The sequence below is a fragment of the Micromonospora sp. WMMD812 genome, from assembly GCF_027497215.1.
Taxonomy (GTDB): Bacteria; Actinomycetota; Actinomycetes; order Mycobacteriales; family Micromonosporaceae; genus Micromonospora.
On record NZ_CP114904.1, the window covers coordinates 5,939,294 to 5,957,131 of the forward strand.

Consider the following 17,838-nt stretch of genomic DNA (forward strand, 5'->3'; position numbering starts at 1 on the left):
GAGCGATGCCGTGGTGGTCATGGCGCCCGGGTACGGCCGGCGGCGGCGATTCGGAAAGTCGAAGCGGGATCACAGTGGAGGGCACCGTCCGGGTCGGACCACCGACCCCGCGCCAGCCCGGAGACGACTGCACGGCCAACGACCGCCCCGTGATCGCCGGGATGCCGGCCACCGTCGAGCCGGTCTCCCTGGGCCGGGTCTGCGACGCGCTCGACCTGCTCGACGTGCGCTACCTGGCCGACGGCGACGGGAACCTGCTGGCCATGTGGGAGCGGCACGCGGTCCTGGTCACCCTCGAGGGGCCGGAGGACGAGATCCTGGTGATGCGGGCGCGTCCGCACGCGACGGTCCCGCCGGACTGGGCAGACCGCGCCTACCGGGTGGTCAACGAGTGGAACCACACCCGCCGGTTCTGCAAGGCCTACATCGGCGACCCGACCGAGCGGGGGCAGTTGCCGATCTACGCCGAGTTGCAGGTGCCGCTGGGCGCGGGAACGCACGACGCGCTCCTGGTCGAGATGCTCGACTGCGGAGCCGCGGTGGCCACCAGCTTCGTGGACTGGCTGCACGACGAGGGCGCCCTGCTCTGAACCGCCCGCCCGCCCCGGGCCGGGCGGTGGCCACGGGCGCCCGGTGGCGCCGGCCGACCCGTCAGGCCGGGTCCTCCATCACGTTGACCATGAAGAACGCGGCCCGCTCCAGGTAGTCCCAGAGCGCGGTGGCGTGCTCCTCGGGCAGGTCCAGCCGGTCGACCGCCCGGCGCATGTGCCGCAGCCACGCGTCCCGTTCGGCCGCGCCGATGCGGAACGGCGCATGCCGCATCCGCAGCCGCGGGTGCCCGCGCTGCGCCGAGTAGGTGTTCGGGCCGCCCCAGTACTGCATCAGGAACAGGGCGAACCGGTCGGCGGCCGGGCCCAGGTCCTCCTCGGGATACATCGGTCGCAGCAGCGGGTCGGTGGCGACGCCGGCGTAGAACTCGTCCACCAGCTTGCGGAAGGTGGGCTCGCCGCCGATCGCGTCGAAGAGGGTCGTCGACGGCTGGGAACTGTCGGATCCGCCTGCGGGGTTCACCGTTCCATCCTGCCAGGCGCCCTCCGGGGCGGCGGTACGGGAGGACCCGGCGCGGCTGTGCCTCGGGTCACCGCGCGGCCGGCGCCCGGGTCGCCCTCGCCCGCGGCCTCAGGTGACCGCGTGCCGGCGCCGCCCGCCGTCGCCGGGCGGGCCGCTGACCGGATCGACGGCCGGGCGCGGCCGTACGGCCGCCGGGTCGTCGGCCGTCCCCGTGCCGGCGGGCGCGTTCGCCGGCCCCGTGCCGGAGCCCGCGTTCGACGCCTCCGCGGCCGCCACGGCGGCGTCCACGGACTGCGGGCTGGGCCAGCGCAGGGAGGCCACGAGCATCAGCAGGACTCCGGCGGCGCTCCACACACCGACCACCGTCGGGATCGCGAAGCGCTCGGCGAGCAGCCCGGTGACCAGCACCGCCAGGCCCTGGATCACCTGGACCCCGGTGGCCATCACGCCGAAGGCGCGGGCCCGGAAGGCGTCGGGCAGGGCCTGCACGAAGAGGCCGTTGGCCGTCGGCAGCATGCCCGCGACGGCGAACCCGCAGGCGGCGGCGAGCAGGGCCACCACCAGCGGCGGCGGGTCGAACAGGGCGGGCACGAGGGTCAGCGGGGCAACCACCGCCAGCGGGCGCATGAGGGCCAGCCGCCGGGCCGGGGCCACCGCCCGCCCGACCAGCAGCCCGCCGAGGATGAAGCCGACCGGGTTGGCGGCCATGATGACGGCCTGCGCGGCGCCCGGGTTCAGGTGCTCGCCGGCGTCGGCGTTGGCCCACGCCGCGGCCAGGCCCTCCGGCACGATCGAGAAGAGCATCGCGCTGTAGACCAGCACGGCGATCGCCCGGAGCACCGGCGTGCCGAACACGATCTCGAACCCCTGGGCGGTCTCCCGCAGCAGGTGGGTGCGGTGCGCCGGGCTCAGCGCCGGCGGCCGGTCCTGTACGCCGACGCGGACCAGCACCGCCGAGGCGGCGAAGGTGAGCGCGTTGATCAGCAGCGCGGCCACCGGGTCGAGGGAGGCGATCGCGGCGCCCATGAGATAGCCGACGACCTGGCAGGCCTGACCGACGCTGGCGTTGAGCGACAACCCGACGACCAGCCGGTCGCCGGCGAGGATCTGCGGCAGCAGCGCGGACTTGGCGGCCTGGCTCGGCGGGTTGGCCAGGGTCGTGAGGAAGAGCAGCGCCAGCACGGCCGGAACCGGCAGGCCCGGAATGGCGATGAGCAGCATCAGCGCCATGCGGATGACGTCGCACGCCACCATCACCCGCCGGTACGGATAGCGCTCGGCGAGCGCGGCGAGCAACGGGCCGCCGGTCAACCAGGGCAGGTAACTGACCGCGAAGGCGGCGGCGGAGAGCGCGACCGACTTGGTCTCCTGGTAGACCAGCAGGGTGACCGCGGCCTTGGCGAGGTAGTCGCCGACCCAGGAGAGCGCACCCGCGGTGAAGACGGCCCGGAACTCCCGCTGGGCGAAGACCTCGCGGAAGGTGGCCGGCCCTTCCGGTGAGGGTCGCTCGTCGGACACCGTCGCCTCCATCGTTCCCCAGGGCGAGCCACTCGTGACGGCGTCGGCCCGGGAACTGTCGTCAGATCTGCCGATCAGCGAGGACGCCAGCACGCTCCGGCGGGAACGCGTGCCCCGGATTCTGCCCGATCGTCTGACAACTGGCTAGGGCGAACGGATAGATCGTCGCATCTCCGACTGAACGAACGGACGATACCTGAGGGGCCGCGCGGCCGCGACCCCCCGGATCGACGGTTGGTTCGCCGCCCGTCAGGTGGCGCCGCCCCGGCCGGTCTCACCGGCCGCCGGCGGCCGGGACGGCATGCCCGGGAACAGCCGAGCGGCGGCGATCTGAGCGGTGATCCCCGAGTTCTCCAGCGCCTCCGCCAGCCGGCGGCGCAGCTCCCGGCCGACCGAGAACTGGCCGTCCGCGGTCGTCTTCACCACCGTCCGGATCACCGCCCCGTCCACCGTCATCTGTTCCACGCCGAGCACCTCGGGCGCCTCGACGATCTCCGGCGCCAACTCCGGGTCCACCGCCACCGAGGCCGCCGCCGTACGCAGCACCGCGGTCGCCTCCTCGGTGCCGGCGAAGCCGATCGGCAGGTCGACCACCACCAGGGCCCAGCCCTGGCTCTTGTTGCCCACCCGGATGATCTCGCCGTTGCGGATGTACCAGAGCACCCCGCGCCCGTCCCGGACCGTGGTGACGCGCAGTCCCACCGACTCGACCACACCGGTCGCCTCGCCCAGGTCGACGGTGTCGCCGACGCCGTACTGGTCCTCGATCAGCATGAAGAGACCGGCGATCAGGTCCTTCACCAGGCTCTGCGCGCCGAATCCGAGCGCCACGCCGACGATTCCCGCGCTGGCCAGCAGCGGGGCCAGGTCGAAGCTGAACTCGCGGAGGATCATCAGCAGCGCGATGCCGAAGATGAAAGCGGTGGTGAGGCTGCGCAGCACCGAACCGATCGCTTCGGCCCGCTGCCGGCGCCGCTCCGGAACGAACTCCCCGGGTTCGACGGCCGCGGTGGGGATCCGCTCGCGCAGCGGCCGCAGCATCGTCGGCACGCCCGCGTCGGTGGTGGTGCGGACCAGCCGGTCGATCGCGCGGTGCAGTGCCCACCGGGCCACGAACGCCACCACGAGGATCAGCAACACCCGCAGTGGCTTCAGCAGGATCCAGTAGCTGCCCTCGGCGAACCAGGCCGAGTGGGTGACGTCGTACAGCCACTCGCAGGAGGTGCTGCCCTGGCAGTCGGGCGGCGCGGCGGCGTTCAGGGCGGGAAGCATCAGTCCAGCGGCACTCACCCTGCTTTCGTACCGTAACCGGTCCGGCGGGCCACCCCCGACCCACCGCCGGGTGATGGTCGAGCGGACCCGACCCACGGCCGGGTGACCGTCGGGCGGGCCCCGCCCTGCGTCCGGGTGAACGGACGGGGGCGAAACCGGTCATCCTGCCAGGCTCGGAAACCGCTTCATGAGGGACCCCGGATTAGTACGTGCAATCCGGGGTCCGATCAGGGACTATTGGCGCAACGGACGTCGGTGATCCGACCGGCGTCGACCGCGCGGGCCGTCGTGCCCGGGCCCGGTCGGCGGCGCGCGGAGGAGGCCGCTGAACCGGGAGGGTGATCGCGATGCCTGACATACGACCCATGGTGGGCTCCGGTGCGCTGGTCCTCAATGCCACCTACGAGCCGCTGTGTGTCGTGTCGGTGCGTCGTGCCGCGATCCTCGTTCTCTCCGCCAAGGCGGTCTGCGTCGCCGACGGCGACGGCGTCCTGCACAGCGCCCGGGACGCCCTGCCGGTGCCCTCGGTGGTCCGGCTGACCCGGTTCGTCCGGGTGCCCTACCGCACCCACGTCGGTCTGTCCCGGCGGGCGATCTTCGCGCGGGACGGCTGGCGGTGTGCCTACTGCCGGGGCCCGGCCGAGACCATCGACCACGTCTTCCCGCGCAGCCGTGGCGGTCGGCACGCCTGGGAGAACGTCGTGGCCGCCTGCGCGCGGTGCAACCACACCAAGGGCGACAAGACCCCCGCCGAGCTCGGTTGGCGGCTGCACTCGCTGCCCGCTGCGCCCAAGGGCACCGCCTGGCGGGTGCTCGGCCACCGGGCGCCCGACCCACGCTGGGCCGACTGGCTCGACCTGCGTGAGCCCGAGGCGGCCTGAGGCGGGCGGGCGCCACCTCGCGTGACGCCGGCGGTGGTCGAGTTCGGGACCGCGTCCAGTCATGTTCCGCGCGCCTTCACCAGGGACGCGAAGACCACCACGTTGTCCGCGTAGCCGGTCTCCCCGCCCACCCAGCGTCCGCCGCAGGTGATCAGGCGGAGGTTCGGGCGGCTGAAGTCGCCGAACACCTCGTCCGCCGGCAGTGCCGTCTTGTCGAACCGCTGCACCGAGTTCACCTCGAAGACCGCCACCGTGCCGTCCTCCCGGCGGACGTCCACCCGGTCGCCGGAGCGCAGCCCCTTCAGCGCGTGGAAGACCGCCGGTCCGGTGGTGGTGTCGACGTGCCCGACGATCACCGCCGGGCCGTACTGGCCGGGTGTCGGGCCCTGGTCGTACCAGCCGGCCTCCTGGGCCTTGGCCGCGTCCGGCACGCCGATGCTGCCGTCCGCCGCGATGCCCACGTTGTGCACGGGTGCCCGGACGTCGATCGCCGGGATGGTGAGGCCCACCGGTGGACTGGCCGGCAGCACCGGGAACTTCTTCGGCGGCGGCCGCAGCCCGGCGCTGAGCTGGTCCGGAAGCACGCTCACCCCGGTGACCCGTTCGACCCCGAGCAGCGCGACGATCAGCAGCATCAGGCTGGCGATCACCACCACCGGCACCCCCGGCCCGCCGCCGGTGCCGAGCCGGCGGCGTACCCCGGTCTGCTTCCGAGGTCGCCGGGCCGGCAGCGGCGGCGCCTTCGGGTCGGTGGTCGCGACGCTGGCGGAGACCGCCTGCCGGGCGACGCGGCGCAGCCGGCCCGAGGTCCGGACCACCAGCCGGCCGGACGCCCGCAGGACCGAACGGGTGGCCGTCCGGAACCGGCGGTGGCCGGGACGCGCCCGGCGCGCGGGTGAGCGGGCCATGATGCCCCCGGGTCAGGATCCGGCCCCGGTACGCCGGCGGCCGCCCGCCATGCCGAGGGCCACCGCGGCGGTCACGACCGCCACCCCGCCGATCAGCAGCACCGTTCCGGTGCGCCCGCCGACGGCCGTGCCCCCGCCGCCGGTCGCCGGGCCCTTGCTCGGCTGGGCCATGTTCAGGACGGTGAGCGTGGTCGACGCGGTGTTGCCGTTCTGGCAACGCAGGTTGACCGGGTAGTCGCCGGGTTGCTTGTCCCCCGGCACGGTCGCCGAGCCGGTCAGGAAGCCGTTGTCCGGCCGGACGGTCACCCGGCCGAACGCGTCAGATTCCACCTGGGCCTGGCGGTTGTTGTCGTTCTCGCAGCCGGCCCGGATGTGCACCCGGCTACCGGCCTGGACGCTGTTCGGCGTGACCTCGACGAAGGTGTTCTCGCCCGCGCGAGCGGGCCCGGCGCCGATCAGGACGAACGCCGCGATCATCGCGAACGCCCCGAGCAGCCTGATGATGGTCGACGGGGCGGGAAGCACGCCACCGTCCGGTCGCAGACCCCGCATGATCCTCCCTCCCGGCACCGGTGTACCGGTCCTGCTGGGGCGACCCGCGGTGCTTTCCCCCTGGTCTGCCGGCAAACCCGACCGGGGGCTGCCCGGCCGGCGCCCGGCCGGTCGGCGGTGGCGGCGGGAACCGGCCGACCGTGAGGCGGCGGCCTCGTCGTCAGCGGCGGCGGGTGCCCGGGGCGGCGTCCGGGTCGGTGGGCGGCAGCGGAGCGACCGGGTGCCAGTCCAGCGGGGTGGAGAGCACCATCGTGCTGGACGGCTGGCCGTACGGGGCGAGCCGGTCGATGACCCGCTCGAAATCGTCGATCGAGCCGGCCGCCACCTTGAGCATGCTGCACGCGTCCCCGGTGATCCGGTGGATCTCCAGGATCTCGGGCCAGTCGGCCACCTCCGGGTCGCGCAGGATGCACCGCGACCCGTAACAGGACATCCGGATCAGGGCCACCACGCTGCGTCCGGCCCGGCTCAGGTCCACCCGGGCGTGGTATCCGCTGATGACGCCCGACTCCTCCAGCCGGCGCACCCGCTCCGCCACCGCCGGCGGGGAGAGGTGCACGCGGCGGGAGAGCTCGCTGAAGGAGAGGCGGGCGTCGGCCTGCAGCTCGCGCAGCAGCGCCCAGTCCATGTCGTCCACGGGTGAACCTTACTTTCCTGAACCCGAACCGCCCTCGCGCCTTCCGTGTCGTAGGCGGCTATGGCCCAGCGCCGTTGATCAGACATTCCGTACGCCCGTCCGGCCGCGACATCATTGGCCTGGTCCGGTACATGGAGGAGACGAACGTGGAGCAGACGGAGCTGCGGGCCCCTCGGCTGACCGCGGCGGTGCGCCCGGTCACGCCGCAGCAAAGGGCGGCCACGGCGGCGGACAACGGCGGCGAACCGACGCTGGACTTCGGCGATCGGGTGCCCTACGACGTGTACACGCACGCGAGCACCCTGCACCGGCTGCAACAGCCGCTCAGTGACGACCCGGGCGAGATGTCGTTCCTGATGATCAGCCAGATCATGGAGCTCTACTTCGGGCTGACCCGCCACGAGCTGATCGAGGCCCAGCGGCTGCTGCGCGCCGACCTGGTGTGGGACGCGCTGGCCCCGCTCCGCCGCGCCGCGCTGCACCTGGAAGGGCTCAACGCCGCCTGGCAGGGCCTGCGCTGGATGACCCCGGCCGACTTCAACCGGTTCCGCAACCTGCTCGGCGAGGCGTCCGGCTTCCAGTCGGCCATGTACCGGCACCTGGAGTTCCTGCTCGGCCTCCGCGACCCGGCGCTGATCCGGCCGTTCCGCCGGCACGCCGAGGTGCACGACGAGTTGCGCGCCACGCTGGCCGCGCCGAGCCTCTGGGACGACGTGATCGCCCTGCTCGCCCGCCGGGGCTTCGACCTCCCCGCCGAGCTGCTGACCCGGGACGTCGCCGTCGAGCACCAGCCGGATCCGCGGGTCGAGGCGGCCTGGGTGGAGATCTACTCCGACAGCGGGCCGGACAACCACCTCCGGCTGCTCGGCGAGGCGCTCACCGAGATCGCCGAGCAGTTCGGCGACTGGCGGTGGCAGCACGTCAAGGCGGTGCAGCGGACAATGGGCGCCAAGGTCGGCAGCGGTGGCTCCGCCGGGCTGGCGTGGCTGCAGCGCAGCATGGCCCGGGTGGTCTTCCCGGAGCTGTGGTCGGCCCGCACCACCATGTGACCCCGGAGAGCGAGACACCCCGATGAACGCCCCCCACCCCGCGCCGGCCCCCCTCGCCGCCCTCGAGGCCGAGGCGCACCGGCTCGACGCGACCGACCCCGGACACCGCCATCTGTTCCACGTGCCGCCGGCCGACGGCGGTCGCTACCCCGAGGCCGCGTACCTGGCCGGCAACTCGCTCGGGTTGCAACCGCGGGCCACCCGTGACGAACTCCTCGCCGACCTGGACGCGTGGCGCCGCCTCGGCGTCGAGGGGCACCTGGAGGCCGAGCGGCCCTGGCTGCCCTACCATGAGCTGCTCACGGCGCCGGCCGCGCGACTGGTCGGCGCCCTGCCGGCGGAGACCGTGGTGATGAACTCGCTCACGGTCGACCTGCACCTGCTGATGGTCAGCTTCTACCGTCCGGCGGGCCGGCGGACGCGGATCGTCATCGAGGACAGCGCCTTCCCCTCGGACAGCTACGCCGTCCGCAGCCAGGCCCGGTTCCACGGGCTGGACCCGGACAGCACGGTGGTCCGGCTGACGCCCCGTCCGGGCGAGGACACCCTGCGTACGTCCGACGTGTGCGACTACCTGGCGGCCGAGGGCGACACCGTGGCGCTGGTGCTGCTCGGCGGGGTCAACTACCTCACCGGCGAGCTGATGGACATTCCGGCGGTCACCGCCGCCGGGCGGGCCGCCGACGCGGTGGTCGGCTGGGACCTCGCGCACGCCGCCGGCAACGTGCCCCTGCGGCTGCACGACTGGGGTGTCGACTTCGCCGCGTGGTGCTCGTACAAGTACCTCAACTCCGGGCCGGGCGCGCTGGCCGGTGTGTTCGTGCACGAGCGCCACCTCGGCGACCGTGACCTGCCCCGATTCGAGGGCTGGTGGAGCACCGAGGCGGCGACCCGGTTCGAGATGACCCCGGTGTCCCGGCCACCGGCCACAGTGGAGGCGTGGCAGGTCTCCAATCCGCCCATCTTCGCGATGGGTCCGGTCCGCACCTCGCTGGAGCTGTTCGACAGCGTCGGGATGCCGGCGCTGCGCGAGCGCAGCCTGCGGCTCACCGGCTACCTGGAGCGGCTGCTCGACGAGGTGACCGTCGACCGCCCGCTCACCGTGGTCACCCCGCGCGACCCCGAGCGCCGCGGGTGCCAGCTCTCCGTGCGGATCGGCGTGGGGAGCGCCAACGAGCTGACCAAACGGCTGCGCCAGGGGCACGGGGTGATCGCCGACGCCCGGGAGCCGGACGTGGTCCGGTTCGCACCGGTGCCCCTGTACTCGACGTACCACGACTGCTGGCGGGTTGCCGACGCGCTGGCGGCGACGGTGGAGAAGAAGGCATGAGCGAGCGCAGCGAGCGAATCGTCAGGTGCAGCGCGGTCGAGCCTCGTGACGGCACCGACCGGAGGGAGGGGCCGGCATGAGCGAACGGGACGAGATCGCCGTGGTCGGCGCCGGGCTGGCCGGCTGCCTGACGGCCTGCTTCCTGGCCCGGCGGGGCTACCGGGTGGCGCTCTACGAGCGGCGGCCCGATCCGCGCACCGGGCGGGTGGAGCGGGGCCGCTCGATCAACCTGGCGCTCTCCGAGCGCGGGCTGGACGCCCTGCGCCGGATCGGCCTGGACGAGCAGGTGATGGCGGACGCACTGCCGATGCGCGGCCGGATGATCCACCCGGTGGCGGGGGAGCCGCAGTTCCAGTCGTACAGCGCGGCCGGGGACCGGGCGATCAACTCGATCAGCCGGGGCGCGCTGAACAACGCGCTGCTCGACGCGGCCGCGGCGCTGCCCGGGGTGCGGATCGCCTTCGACCACCGGCTCGTCGGGCTCGACCCGGCCAGCGGCGACATGACCTTCGAGACCCCGCAGGGCAAGGTCGGGGCGACCGCGCGGGTCGTCCTCGGCGCCGACGGGGCCGGCTCGGCCGTCCGCGGGCAGCTGCTCGGGCACGGGCTGCTGACCGAGAGCCTGGACTTCCTCGACTACGGCTACAAGGAGCTCAGCATCCCGCCGCTGGGCGGAGACTTCGCGCTCGACCCGGACGCGCTGCACATCTGGCCGCGCGGCACCTCGATGATGATCGCCCTGCCCAACCCGGACCGCTCCTTCACCTGCACGCTCTTCTGGCCCACCCACGGCACGGCCAGCTTCGCCTCGCTGGGCAGCCCGGCGGCGATCGAGCGGCACTTCGCCGAGCACTACCCGGACCTGATCGCGCTCGCCCCGAACCTGGTCGACGACTACCAGCACAACCCGGTCGGCGTGCTCGGCACCGTGCGCTGCACACCGTGGCAGGTGGACGGGAAGGTCGGCCTGCTGGGCGACGCGGCGCACGCCATCGTGCCGTTCTACGGACAGGGCGCGAACTGCGCCTTCGAGGACGTCGTCGAGCTGGACCGGTGCCTGGACGAGTGCGACGACGACTGGGCGGTGGCGCTGCCGGTGTTCCAGCGGCGCCGGCGGGAGAACGCCGAGGCGATCGCCCGGATGGCGCTGGCGAACTTCGTGGAGATGCGGGACAAGGTCGCCTCGCCGGTGTTCCAGACACGCAAGCGGGTCGAGCACGCCCTGGAGCGGGCGCTGCCCGGCCGGTACGTTTCGCAGTACGAACTGGTGTCCTTCACCACCACCCCGTACGCCGAGGTGCGCCGCCGGGTGCGCCGGCAGCACCGGGCGCTCGGCGCGGTCGCCGCCGGCGCCGCGGCCCTGCTGGCCGGCGCGGTGGGCGTGGTGCTCAGCCGAGGGAGGCGTCGATGACCGTCACCTGGGATCCGCGGTTGATGACCGGGCGGGCGCCGGACGGCCCGGTCCTGCTGCGCAACTTCGTCGGCGGCGAGTTCGTCGACGTCGGCCGCACCTTCACCAAGCGCAGTCCGGTGACCGGCGAACCGGTCTTCGAGGTGGCCGAGGCCGACGCGTCCGGTGTGGACGACGCGGTGGCCGCCGCACGGGCCGCGCTGCGCGGCCCGTGGGGCCGGATGGGCGAGCGGGAGCGCGCCGAGGTGCTGCGCCGGGTCGCCGACGAGCTGGAACGCCGGTTCGACGATCTGGTCACCGCCGAGGTGGCGGACACCGGGAAGTCGATCTCCCAGGCCCGCACGCTGGACATCCCGCGCGGCGCCGCGAACTTCCGGGCGTTCGCCGAGATCGTCGCGACCGCTCCCACCGAGTCGTTCACCACGGTCACCCCGACCGGCGGCCGGGCGCTCAACTACGCGGTCCGCAAGCCCGTCGGCGTGGTGGCCGTCGTCGTGCCGTGGAACCTGCCGCTACTCCTGCTGACCTGGAAGGTGGCGCCGGCACTCGCCTGCGGCAACGCGGTGGTGGTCAAGCCCAGCGAGGAGACGCCGGCGTCGGCGACGCTGCTCGCCGAGGTGATGGCGGCAGCCGGCGTACCGGCCGGGGTCTTCAATCTGGTGCACGGCTTCGGGCCGGACTCGGCGGGGGAGTTCCTCACCCGGCACCCCGGCGTCGACGCGATCACCTTCACCGGGGAGTCGGCGACCGGCAGCGCCATCATGCGCGCCGCCGCCGACGGGGTGAAGGCGGTGAGCTTCGAGCTGGGCGGCAAGAACGCCGGGCTGGTCTTCGCCGACGCCGACCTGGACGCCGCGGTGGCCGGCTCGGTCCGGTCCAGCTTCACCAACGGCGGCCAGGTCTGCCTCTGCACCGAGCGCATCTACGTGCAGCGGCCGGTCTTCGAGGAGTTCACCGCGCGGCTGGCGAAGCGTGCCGGCGAGCTGGCGTACGGCTGGCCGGCCGACGAGGCCACGGTGAACATGCCGCTGATCTCGCACACCCACCGGGGCAAGGTGCTAGGCCACTACGACCTGGCCCGCGCCGAGGGCGCCGAGGTGCTCGCCGGGGGCGGGACGCCGCGCTTCGGCGACGCCCGTGACGGTGGCGCGTACGTGCAGCCGACGGTGCTGACCGGGCTCGGCCCGGATGCCCGGACCAACCGCGAGGAGATCTTCGGGCCGGTGGTCCACGTCGCCCCGTTCGACGACGAGGACGAGGCGTACGCCCTCGCGAACGGCACCGAGTACGGGTTGGCGGCGACCGTGTGGACCCGGGACGTGGGCCGGGCGCACCGGGCCGGCGCCCGGCTGGACGCCGGCATCGTCTGGGTCAACACCTGGTTCCTGCGCGACCTGCGCACCCCGTTCGGCGGGGTGAAGGCGTCCGGCATCGGCCGCGAGGGCGGCGTGCACTCGCTGGGCTTCTACTCCGAGCTGACCAACGTCTGCGTGGACATGTCATGAGCGAGCGGATCATCAGCACAGTGCGTCGGAGACCTCGTGACGGGTCCGAGCGCAGCGAGGAGCCGGCATGAGCGTTGACGTAGAAGCCGCGAACCGCGAACTGGCGGAGGCGCGCAGCAGCGGCAAGCCGTGCCCGCCGCTGCGCGGGCGGCTGCTGCCGGAGGGGGACGTCGAGGCGGCGTACCGGGTGCAGCAGCTCCAGACGCGGGCCTGGCAGGGCCGGGGCGAGCGCCGGGTGGGCGCGAAGATCGGGTTGACCTCGCGGGCGGTGCAGGAGACCTTCGGCGTCTTCCAACCCGATTTCGGGATCCTCACCGACGCGATGGCGGTCGGCGACGGGGTCGAGGTGCCGATGGACCGGCTGCTCCAGCCGCGGGTGGAGGCGGAGATCGCCTTCGTGCTCGCCGCGGACCTCACCGACGAGCGGGTCACCACCGTCGACGTGATCCGGGCCGTGGACCACCTGCTGCCGGCCATCGAGATCGTCGACTCGCGGATCGCCGGCTGGGACATCTCCATCGTGGACACGGTCGCCGACAACGCCTCCAGCGGCCTGTTCGTGCTCGGCACCACGCCCCGCCGGCTGGCCGACGTGGACCTGCGGCTGTGCGGGATGGTCCTCGAGCACGCCGGGGAGCCGGTGTCGGTCGGCGCCGGGGCCGCGTGCCTCGGCAACCCGCTGCACGCGCTGGAGTGGCTGGCCGGCACGCTGGCCCGCGCCGGCGACCCGCTGCGCGCCGGGGACGTGGTGCTCTCCGGGGCGCTCGGCCCGATGGTGCCGGTGACGCCCGGCGCGGCGTACGAGGCGCGGATCTCCGGTCTCGGCTCGGTGCGGACCTGCTTCTCGAAGGACGGTGACCGGTGACTACCGGTGTGGCGGTGATCGGTTCCGGGAACATCGGGACCGACCTGATGATCAAGGTGCTCCGGCTCAGCGAAAGCCTCCGGATGGTGGCGATGGCGGGCATCGACCCGGAGTCGGACGGGCTGGCCCGGGCCCGCCGGCTCGGCGTGGCGACCACCGCCGAGGGCGTGGACGGCCTGGTCGCGATGCCCGAGTTCGCCGACGTCGAGCTGGTCTTCGACGCGACCTCGGCGGGGGCGCACCGGCACAACGACGCGGTGCTGCGCGCGCACGGCCGGACGGTGATCGACCTGACCCCGGCCGCGATCGGCCCGTACGTGGTGCCGCCGGTCAACCTCGACGAGCACCTGCGCGAGACCAACGTCAACATGGTCACCTGCGGCGGTCAGGCCACCGTGCCGATCGTCGCCGCGGTGGGCCGGGTCACCCCGGTCGCGTACGGCGAGATCGTCGCCTCGATCGCCTCGAAGTCGGCCGGGCCGGGCACCCGGGCCAACATCGACGAGTTCACCGAGACCACCGCCCGCGCCATCGAGGTGGTCGGCGGCGCCGAGCGGGGCAAGGCGATCATCGTGCTCAACCCGGCCGACCCGCCGCTGCTGATGCGCGACACCGTCTACTGCCTCTGCCCGGACGCCGACGCCGACCAGGCCGCGATCGCCGCCTCCGTCGCCGACATGGTGGCCACCGTGCAGGAGTACGTGCCGGGCTACCGGCTCAAGCAGGACGTGCAGTTCGACCGCGTCGACACGTACGTGCCGTCGCTGGGGCGGCACCTTACCGGGCTCCAGGTCGCCGTCTTCCTGGAGGTCTCCGGCGCCGGGCACTACCTGCCCGCGTACGCCGGGAACCTGGACATCATGACCTCGGCCGCGCTGCGCACCGCGGAGCGACTGGTGGCCCTGCGGTCGGCGGCGGCCGGCCGCGCCGCCGCGCCGGACGCCGTGGAGGTGACCGCATGACCGACCTGTACATCCAGGACGTGACGCTGCGCGACGGCATGCACGCCATCGCGCACCGGTACACGGTGGACCAGGTGCGGACCATCGCCGCCGCGCTGGACGCGGCCGGGGTGGCCGCGATCGAGGTGGCGCACGGCGACGGGCTGGCCGGCTCCAGCGTCAACTACGGCCACGGCGCGGCTAGCGACGCCGACTGGATCGCTGCCGCCGCCGAGGTGCTGACGAGCGCGAGGCTGACCACCCTGCTGCTGCCCGGCATCGGCACCATCGCCGACCTTAAGGCCGCGAAGGCGCTCGGGGTGACCAGCGTCCGGATCGCGACCCACTGCACCGAGGCGGACATCTCCGCCCAGCACATCTCGTGGGCGCGGGAGAACGGCATGGACGTCTCCGGGTTCCTGATGATGTCGCACATGAACGACCCGGCCGGGTTGGCCGCCCAGGCCCGGCTCATGGAGTCGTACGGCGCGCACTGCGTCTACGTCACCGACTCCGGCGGCCGGCTGCTGATGGCCGACGTGGCCGAGCGGGTCGACGCGTACCGGCAGGTCCTCGACCCGGCGACGCAGATCGGCATCCACGCCCACCACAACCTCTCGCTGGGCGTGGCGAACAGTGTGGTGGCCGTCGAGCACGGCCGCGTCGCCGGGGCGGGTCCGGCGGGCCCGGACGCGCCGCACGGCCGGACGGTCCGGGTGGACGCGTCGCTGGCCGGGCAGGGCGCCGGCGCCGGCAACGCCCCGCTGGAGGTCTTCGTGGCGGTGGCCGAGCTGCACGGCTGGAAGCACGACTGTGACGTGTTCGCGTTGATGGACGCCGCCGACGACCTGGTCCGGCCGTTGCAGGACCGGCCCGTCCAGGTGGACCGCGAGACGCTCTCGCTGGGGTACGCGGGGGTCTACTCCAGCTTCCTGCGGCACGCCGAACGCGCCTCGGCGAGGTACGGGGTCGACGTCCGCTCGATCCTGGTCGAGCTGGGCCGGCGCCGGATGGTCGGCGGCCAGGAGGACATGATCGTCGACGTGGCGCTGGACCTGGCGGGCAGGGAGAAGAACGCATGATCGGGCCGGACACGACCGGAATCGCCGAGCGGCTCGGCGCGGCGGCGGACAGCGCCACCGCGATCCCCCAGCTCGCGGCCGAGACCGGGCTGGACGCCGACGCCGCGTACGCGGTGCAGACCGCGCTGCTCCAGCGCCGCCTGGACCGGGGCGAGCGGCTGGTCGGGCTCAAGATGGGGCTCACCAGCCGGGCGAAGATGGCCCAGGTCGGGGTGGACGAGGTGATCTGGGGACGGCTCACCGACGTGATGCGGGTACCCGACGGGGGCGTCGTCGACGTCGGCGCGTACATCCACCCGCGGGTGGAGCCGGAGGTGGCGTTCCTGCTGGACCGGCTGCCCGAGCCGGGCGAGCCGGTGGGTGACTTCACCGACGCGGTCCGCGCGGTCGCGCCGGCGATCGAGCTGATCGACTCCCGGTACGCCAACTTCACCTTCTCGCTGCCGGACGTGATCGCCGACAACACGTCGGCCGCCGCGTTCGTCGTGGGTCCCTGGTCCCCGGTGCCGGACGGGCTGGAGAACCTGGGCGTCCTGCTGGAGGTCGACGGGCGGGTGGCACAGGTCGGCTCGACCGCGGCGATCCTCGGCGACCCGCGACGGGCGCTGGACGAGGGGATCCGGCTCGCCGGGCGGCACGGCGTACGGCTGCGCGAGGGCTGGGTCTTCCTGGCCGGCGCGGCCACCGCCGCCGTGCCGCTGCGCCCGGGCGCCCACGTCCGTGCCGTGGTCGAGAAGCTCGGCGCGGCCTCGCTGCGGGCGGCGTCGTGACGGGCGACGCGCGGGTCGTCGCGGGGAAGGCCGTCCCGCGCGGGGCCTTCCCGCACGTCAAGGTCGCCGGCGGCTTCGTCTTCGTCTCCGGTACGTCGTCCCGCCGGCCGGACAACACGTTCGCCGGCGTCGAGGTGGACGAGTTCGGCACCACCGACCTGGACATCCGGGCACAGACCCGGGCCGTGATCGAGAACATCCGGGACCTGCTGCGCTCGGTCGGCGCCGACCTGTCCGACCTGGTCCAGGTGACCTCGTACCTGGTGAACATGAACGACTTCGGCGGCTACAACGAGGTCTGGGCGGAGTTCTTCGACGCCACCGGGCCCACCCGCACCACCGTGGCGGTGCACCAGCTGCCGCACCCGCACCTGCTCATCGAGATTCAGGCCGTGGCCCTACTTCCCCCAGGAGGTCAGTCGTGAGCGAGATCGCCGAGCCCTTCAGCTTTCCCGGCTGGATCGTGGAGAACCAGCACCTGCTCAAGCCGCCGGTCGGCAACAAGGAGATGTTGCCGGGCAGCGACGACTTCATCGTCATGGTGGTCGGCGGGCCGAACCAGCGCACCGACTTCCACGTCGACCCGTACGAAGAGTTCTTCTACCAGGTCAAGGGCAACATGCACGTCAACCTGATGCTCCCGGAGGGACCGCGTACGGTGCACGTCCGCGAGGGTCAGATGTGGATGCTGCCCCGCAACACCCCGCACTCGCCGCAGCGGCCGGAGCCCGGCTCGATCGGGATGGTGATCGAGCGGGTCCGCGAGGAGGGCACGCTGGAGAAGTTCCGGTGGTACTGCCCGGAGTGCAGCCACCAGGTGCACGAGGTCGAGCTGCAGGTCCGCGACATCGCCGCCGACCTGCCGCCGGTCTTCCAGGCGTTCTACGCCGACGAGAAGGCGCGGACCTGCACCAACTGCGGCGCGCTGCACCCGGGCAAGGGTTGATGCCCGGTCCCGCCGCGGGCCTGCCGGGCCCGGCCCGCTCGCCGGTCGTGGACGTGCACACGCACGTCGTACCCAAGGGGTGGCCGGACCTCGGCGCCGCCTGCGGCGGGTCCGGCTGGCCCTGGCTGCGGGTCGACTCGGAGCGCGCCGCCATGATCATGGTCGGCGAGACCGAGTTCCGGCCGGTCGGCGCCGAGTGCTGGGACGCGGCCACGCGGCTGGCCGACATGGACGCCGACGGGGTCGACGTCCAGGTCGTCTCGCCCACCCCGGTCTTCTTCAGCTACGACCGGCCCGCCGACCAGGCGGTGAAGGTGGCCCGCATCTTCAACGACCGCACCCTGGAGGTCACCGCCGGCGGCGGGCAGCGGCTCGTGCCGTTCTGCCAGGTGCCGTTGCAGGACCCGGACGCGGCCTGCGCCGAGCTGGACCGCTGCCTCGCCGCCGGGCACGTGGGTGTCGAGATCGGCAACCACGTCGGGGACCGCGACCTGGACGACGAGGGCGTGGTCACCTTCCTCCAGCACTGCGCGCGGGTGGGCGCCCCGGTCTTCGTCCACCCGTGGGACATGCCGGGCGGTCCCCGCCTGGACCGGTGGATGGCCCGCTGGCTGACCGGCATGCCGGCCGAGACGCACCTGTCGGTGCTGGCGATGATCCTCGGCGGCGTCTTCGACCGGGTCCCGGCCACGCTGCGGATCTGCTTCGCGCACGGCGGCGGCAGCTTCCCGTTCTGGCTCGGCCGCGCCGACAACGCCTGGCACCGCCGGGGCGACCTGGTTCGCGGCGCCTCCACCGCGCCGCCCAGCTCGTACGTCGACCGTTTCCACGTGGACTCGGTGGTCTTCGAGCCGGCCGCGCTGCGGCTGCTCGTGGACACCGTGGGGGAGGACCGGGTGCTGGTCGGCAGCGACTACCCGTACCCGCTGGGCGAGCGGCCGGTCGGGCAGGTGGTGCGCAAGGCGGACTTCCTCACCGCCGACCAGCGCGACAAGCTGCTCTCCCGCAACGCGCTGCGCTTCCTGTACGGCTGACCGCGCGTCCCACCCTCGCCCGCCGACTCGGCGCGTGAGAGGTGCGTCCGGCCGGGCAGCCCGGCA

General features: G+C 73.4%; 19 protein-coding genes. 13 read left to right on the top strand and 6 right to left on the bottom strand.

Annotated elements, in window-relative coordinates; genetic code table 11:
- Positions 1 to 5 precede the first annotated feature (5 nt).
- Complete coding sequence (locus O7603_RS27500; RefSeq protein WP_281572636.1) at positions 6 to 590, top strand: YbjN domain-containing protein; 585 nt, start codon at positions 6 to 8, stop codon at positions 588 to 590.
- Positions 591 to 651: 61 nt separating this feature from the next.
- On the opposite strand, the gene O7603_RS27505 is transcribed toward O7603_RS27500, so the two are convergent.
- The 3 genes from O7603_RS27505 to O7603_RS27515 all read right to left on the bottom strand — a co-directional run bounded on the left by O7603_RS27505 (position 652) and on the right by O7603_RS27515 (position 3,861).
- Positions 652 to 1,071, bottom strand: a complete 420-nt coding sequence (locus O7603_RS27505; protein WP_281572637.1) for a globin — start codon at positions 1,069 to 1,071, stop codon at positions 652 to 654.
- 108 nt (positions 1,072 to 1,179) lie between these two features.
- Positions 1,180 to 2,601: an MFS transporter gene (locus tag O7603_RS27510; protein ID WP_281572638.1), complete on the bottom strand. Its 1,422-nt coding sequence runs from the start codon at positions 2,599 to 2,601 to the stop codon at positions 1,180 to 1,182.
- Between the two features lie 237 nt (positions 2,602 to 2,838).
- Positions 2,839 to 3,861, bottom strand: coding sequence for a mechanosensitive ion channel family protein (locus tag O7603_RS27515; protein ID WP_281576834.1), 1,023 nt, complete (start codon positions 3,859 to 3,861; stop codon positions 2,839 to 2,841).
- Positions 3,862 to 4,208: 347 nt separating this feature from the next.
- Here O7603_RS27515 and O7603_RS27520 point away from each other — a divergent pair, with 347 nt between their 5' ends.
- Positions 4,209 to 4,742, top strand: coding sequence for an HNH endonuclease (locus O7603_RS27520; protein ID WP_281572639.1), 534 nt, complete (start codon positions 4,209 to 4,211; stop codon positions 4,740 to 4,742).
- Positions 4,743 to 4,801: 59 nt separating this feature from the next.
- Here O7603_RS27520 and O7603_RS27525 read toward each other — a convergent pair whose 3' ends face one another.
- The 3 genes from O7603_RS27525 to O7603_RS27535 all read right to left on the bottom strand — a co-directional run bounded on the left by O7603_RS27525 (position 4,802) and on the right by O7603_RS27535 (position 6,839).
- On the bottom strand, positions 4,802 to 5,650 hold the full coding sequence (locus O7603_RS27525; RefSeq protein WP_281572640.1) for a class F sortase: 849 nt from the start codon (positions 5,648 to 5,650) through the stop codon (positions 4,802 to 4,804).
- A gap of 12 nt (positions 5,651 to 5,662) precedes the next feature.
- Positions 5,663 to 6,127, bottom strand: a complete 465-nt coding sequence (locus O7603_RS27530) for a hypothetical protein (RefSeq protein WP_281576835.1) — start codon at positions 6,125 to 6,127, stop codon at positions 5,663 to 5,665.
- A 235-nt stretch (positions 6,128 to 6,362) separates the two neighbouring features.
- Complete coding sequence (locus O7603_RS27535; protein ID WP_281572641.1) at positions 6,363 to 6,839, bottom strand: Lrp/AsnC family transcriptional regulator; 477 nt, start codon at positions 6,837 to 6,839, stop codon at positions 6,363 to 6,365.
- 146 nt (positions 6,840 to 6,985) lie between these two features.
- Here O7603_RS27535 and O7603_RS27540 point away from each other — a divergent pair, with 146 nt between their 5' ends.
- The 11 genes from O7603_RS27540 (at position 6,986) to O7603_RS27590 (ending at position 17,772) form a co-directional block, all read left to right on the top strand.
- Positions 6,986 to 7,888, top strand: a complete 903-nt coding sequence (locus O7603_RS27540) for a tryptophan 2,3-dioxygenase family protein (protein WP_281572642.1) — start codon at positions 6,986 to 6,988, stop codon at positions 7,886 to 7,888.
- Positions 7,889 to 7,910: 22 nt separating this feature from the next.
- A complete protein-coding gene (gene kynU, locus O7603_RS27545) occupies positions 7,911 to 9,218 on the top strand; it encodes a kynureninase (protein WP_281572643.1) in 1,308 nt (435 codons plus the stop codon).
- A 76-nt stretch (positions 9,219 to 9,294) separates the two neighbouring features.
- The gene (locus O7603_RS27550; protein WP_281572644.1) at positions 9,295 to 10,629 is read left to right on the top strand and encodes an NAD(P)/FAD-dependent oxidoreductase; all 1,335 of its coding nucleotides are present in this window, start codon (positions 9,295 to 9,297) and stop codon (positions 10,627 to 10,629) included.
- A gap of 23 nt (positions 10,630 to 10,652) precedes the next feature.
- Positions 10,653 to 12,134: a 2-hydroxymuconic semialdehyde dehydrogenase gene (locus O7603_RS27555; protein ID WP_281576836.1), complete on the top strand. Its 1,482-nt coding sequence runs from the start codon at positions 10,653 to 10,655 to the stop codon at positions 12,132 to 12,134.
- Positions 12,135 to 12,201: 67 nt separating this feature from the next.
- Positions 12,202 to 12,999 carry a fumarylacetoacetate hydrolase family protein gene (locus tag O7603_RS27560; protein ID WP_281572645.1) on the top strand — a complete coding sequence of 266 codons (798 nt, stop codon included), beginning with the start codon at positions 12,202 to 12,204 and terminating at the stop codon, positions 12,997 to 12,999.
- Positions 12,996 to 13,961 (top strand): acetaldehyde dehydrogenase (acetylating), encoded by a 966-nt coding sequence (locus O7603_RS27565; RefSeq protein WP_281572646.1) that lies wholly within the window; start codon positions 12,996 to 12,998, stop codon positions 13,959 to 13,961. The genes O7603_RS27560 and O7603_RS27565 overlap by 4 nt, the downstream gene beginning before the upstream one ends.
- Positions 13,958 to 15,022 (top strand): 4-hydroxy-2-oxovalerate aldolase, encoded by a 1,065-nt coding sequence (gene dmpG / locus O7603_RS27570; protein ID WP_281572647.1) that lies wholly within the window; start codon positions 13,958 to 13,960, stop codon positions 15,020 to 15,022. The genes O7603_RS27565 and dmpG overlap by 4 nt, the downstream gene beginning before the upstream one ends.
- Positions 15,019 to 15,792 (top strand): fumarylacetoacetate hydrolase family protein, encoded by a 774-nt coding sequence (locus tag O7603_RS27575; protein WP_281572648.1) that lies wholly within the window; start codon positions 15,019 to 15,021, stop codon positions 15,790 to 15,792. The genes dmpG and O7603_RS27575 overlap by 4 nt, the downstream gene beginning before the upstream one ends.
- Positions 15,789 to 16,217, top strand: a complete 429-nt coding sequence (locus tag O7603_RS27580; protein ID WP_281572649.1) for a RidA family protein — start codon at positions 15,789 to 15,791, stop codon at positions 16,215 to 16,217. The genes O7603_RS27575 and O7603_RS27580 overlap by 4 nt, the downstream gene beginning before the upstream one ends.
- Entirely contained in the window at positions 16,214 to 16,738 is a 525-nt protein-coding gene (locus O7603_RS27585; protein ID WP_281572650.1) for a 3-hydroxyanthranilate 3,4-dioxygenase, read from the top strand. The genes O7603_RS27580 and O7603_RS27585 overlap by 4 nt, the downstream gene beginning before the upstream one ends.
- On the top strand, positions 16,738 to 17,772 hold the full coding sequence (locus O7603_RS27590; protein ID WP_281572651.1) for an amidohydrolase family protein: 1,035 nt from the start codon (positions 16,738 to 16,740) through the stop codon (positions 17,770 to 17,772). Before O7603_RS27585 ends, O7603_RS27590 begins: the two co-directional genes overlap by 1 nt.
- Positions 17,773 to 17,838: the final 66 nt, after the last annotated feature.

Excerpts from the sequence above, each read along its gene's own strand:
- O7603_RS27525 (WP_281572640.1), bottom strand. The coding sequence starts at position 5,650 with ATGGCCCGCTCACCCGCGCGCCGGGCGCGTCCCGGCCACCGCCGGTTC.
- O7603_RS27560 (WP_281572645.1), top strand. The coding sequence starts at position 12,202 with ATGAGCGTTGACGTAGAAGCCGCGAACCGCGAACTGGCGGAGGCGCGC.
- O7603_RS27550 (WP_281572644.1), top strand. The coding sequence starts at position 9,295 with ATGAGCGAACGGGACGAGATCGCCGTGGTCGGCGCCGGGCTGGCCGGC.
- O7603_RS27590 (WP_281572651.1), top strand. The coding sequence starts at position 16,738 with ATGCCCGGTCCCGCCGCGGGCCTGCCGGGCCCGGCCCGCTCGCCGGTC.
- O7603_RS27555 (WP_281576836.1), top strand. The coding sequence starts at position 10,653 with ATGACCGGGCGGGCGCCGGACGGCCCGGTCCTGCTGCGCAACTTCGTC.
- O7603_RS27515 (WP_281576834.1), bottom strand. The coding sequence starts at position 3,861 with ATGCTTCCCGCCCTGAACGCCGCCGCGCCGCCCGACTGCCAGGGCAGC.
- dmpG (WP_281572647.1), top strand. The coding sequence starts at position 13,958 with ATGACCGACCTGTACATCCAGGACGTGACGCTGCGCGACGGCATGCAC.
- kynU (WP_281572643.1), top strand. The coding sequence starts at position 7,911 with ATGAACGCCCCCCACCCCGCGCCGGCCCCCCTCGCCGCCCTCGAGGCC.
- O7603_RS27575 (WP_281572648.1), top strand. The coding sequence starts at position 15,019 with ATGATCGGGCCGGACACGACCGGAATCGCCGAGCGGCTCGGCGCGGCG.
- O7603_RS27510 (WP_281572638.1), bottom strand. The coding sequence starts at position 2,601 with ATGGAGGCGACGGTGTCCGACGAGCGACCCTCACCGGAAGGGCCGGCC.
- O7603_RS27520 (WP_281572639.1), top strand. The coding sequence starts at position 4,209 with ATGCCTGACATACGACCCATGGTGGGCTCCGGTGCGCTGGTCCTCAAT.
- O7603_RS27530 (WP_281576835.1), bottom strand. The coding sequence starts at position 6,127 with ATGATCGCGGCGTTCGTCCTGATCGGCGCCGGGCCCGCTCGCGCGGGC.
- O7603_RS27500 (WP_281572636.1), top strand. The coding sequence starts at position 6 with ATGCCGTGGTGGTCATGGCGCCCGGGTACGGCCGGCGGCGGCGATTCG.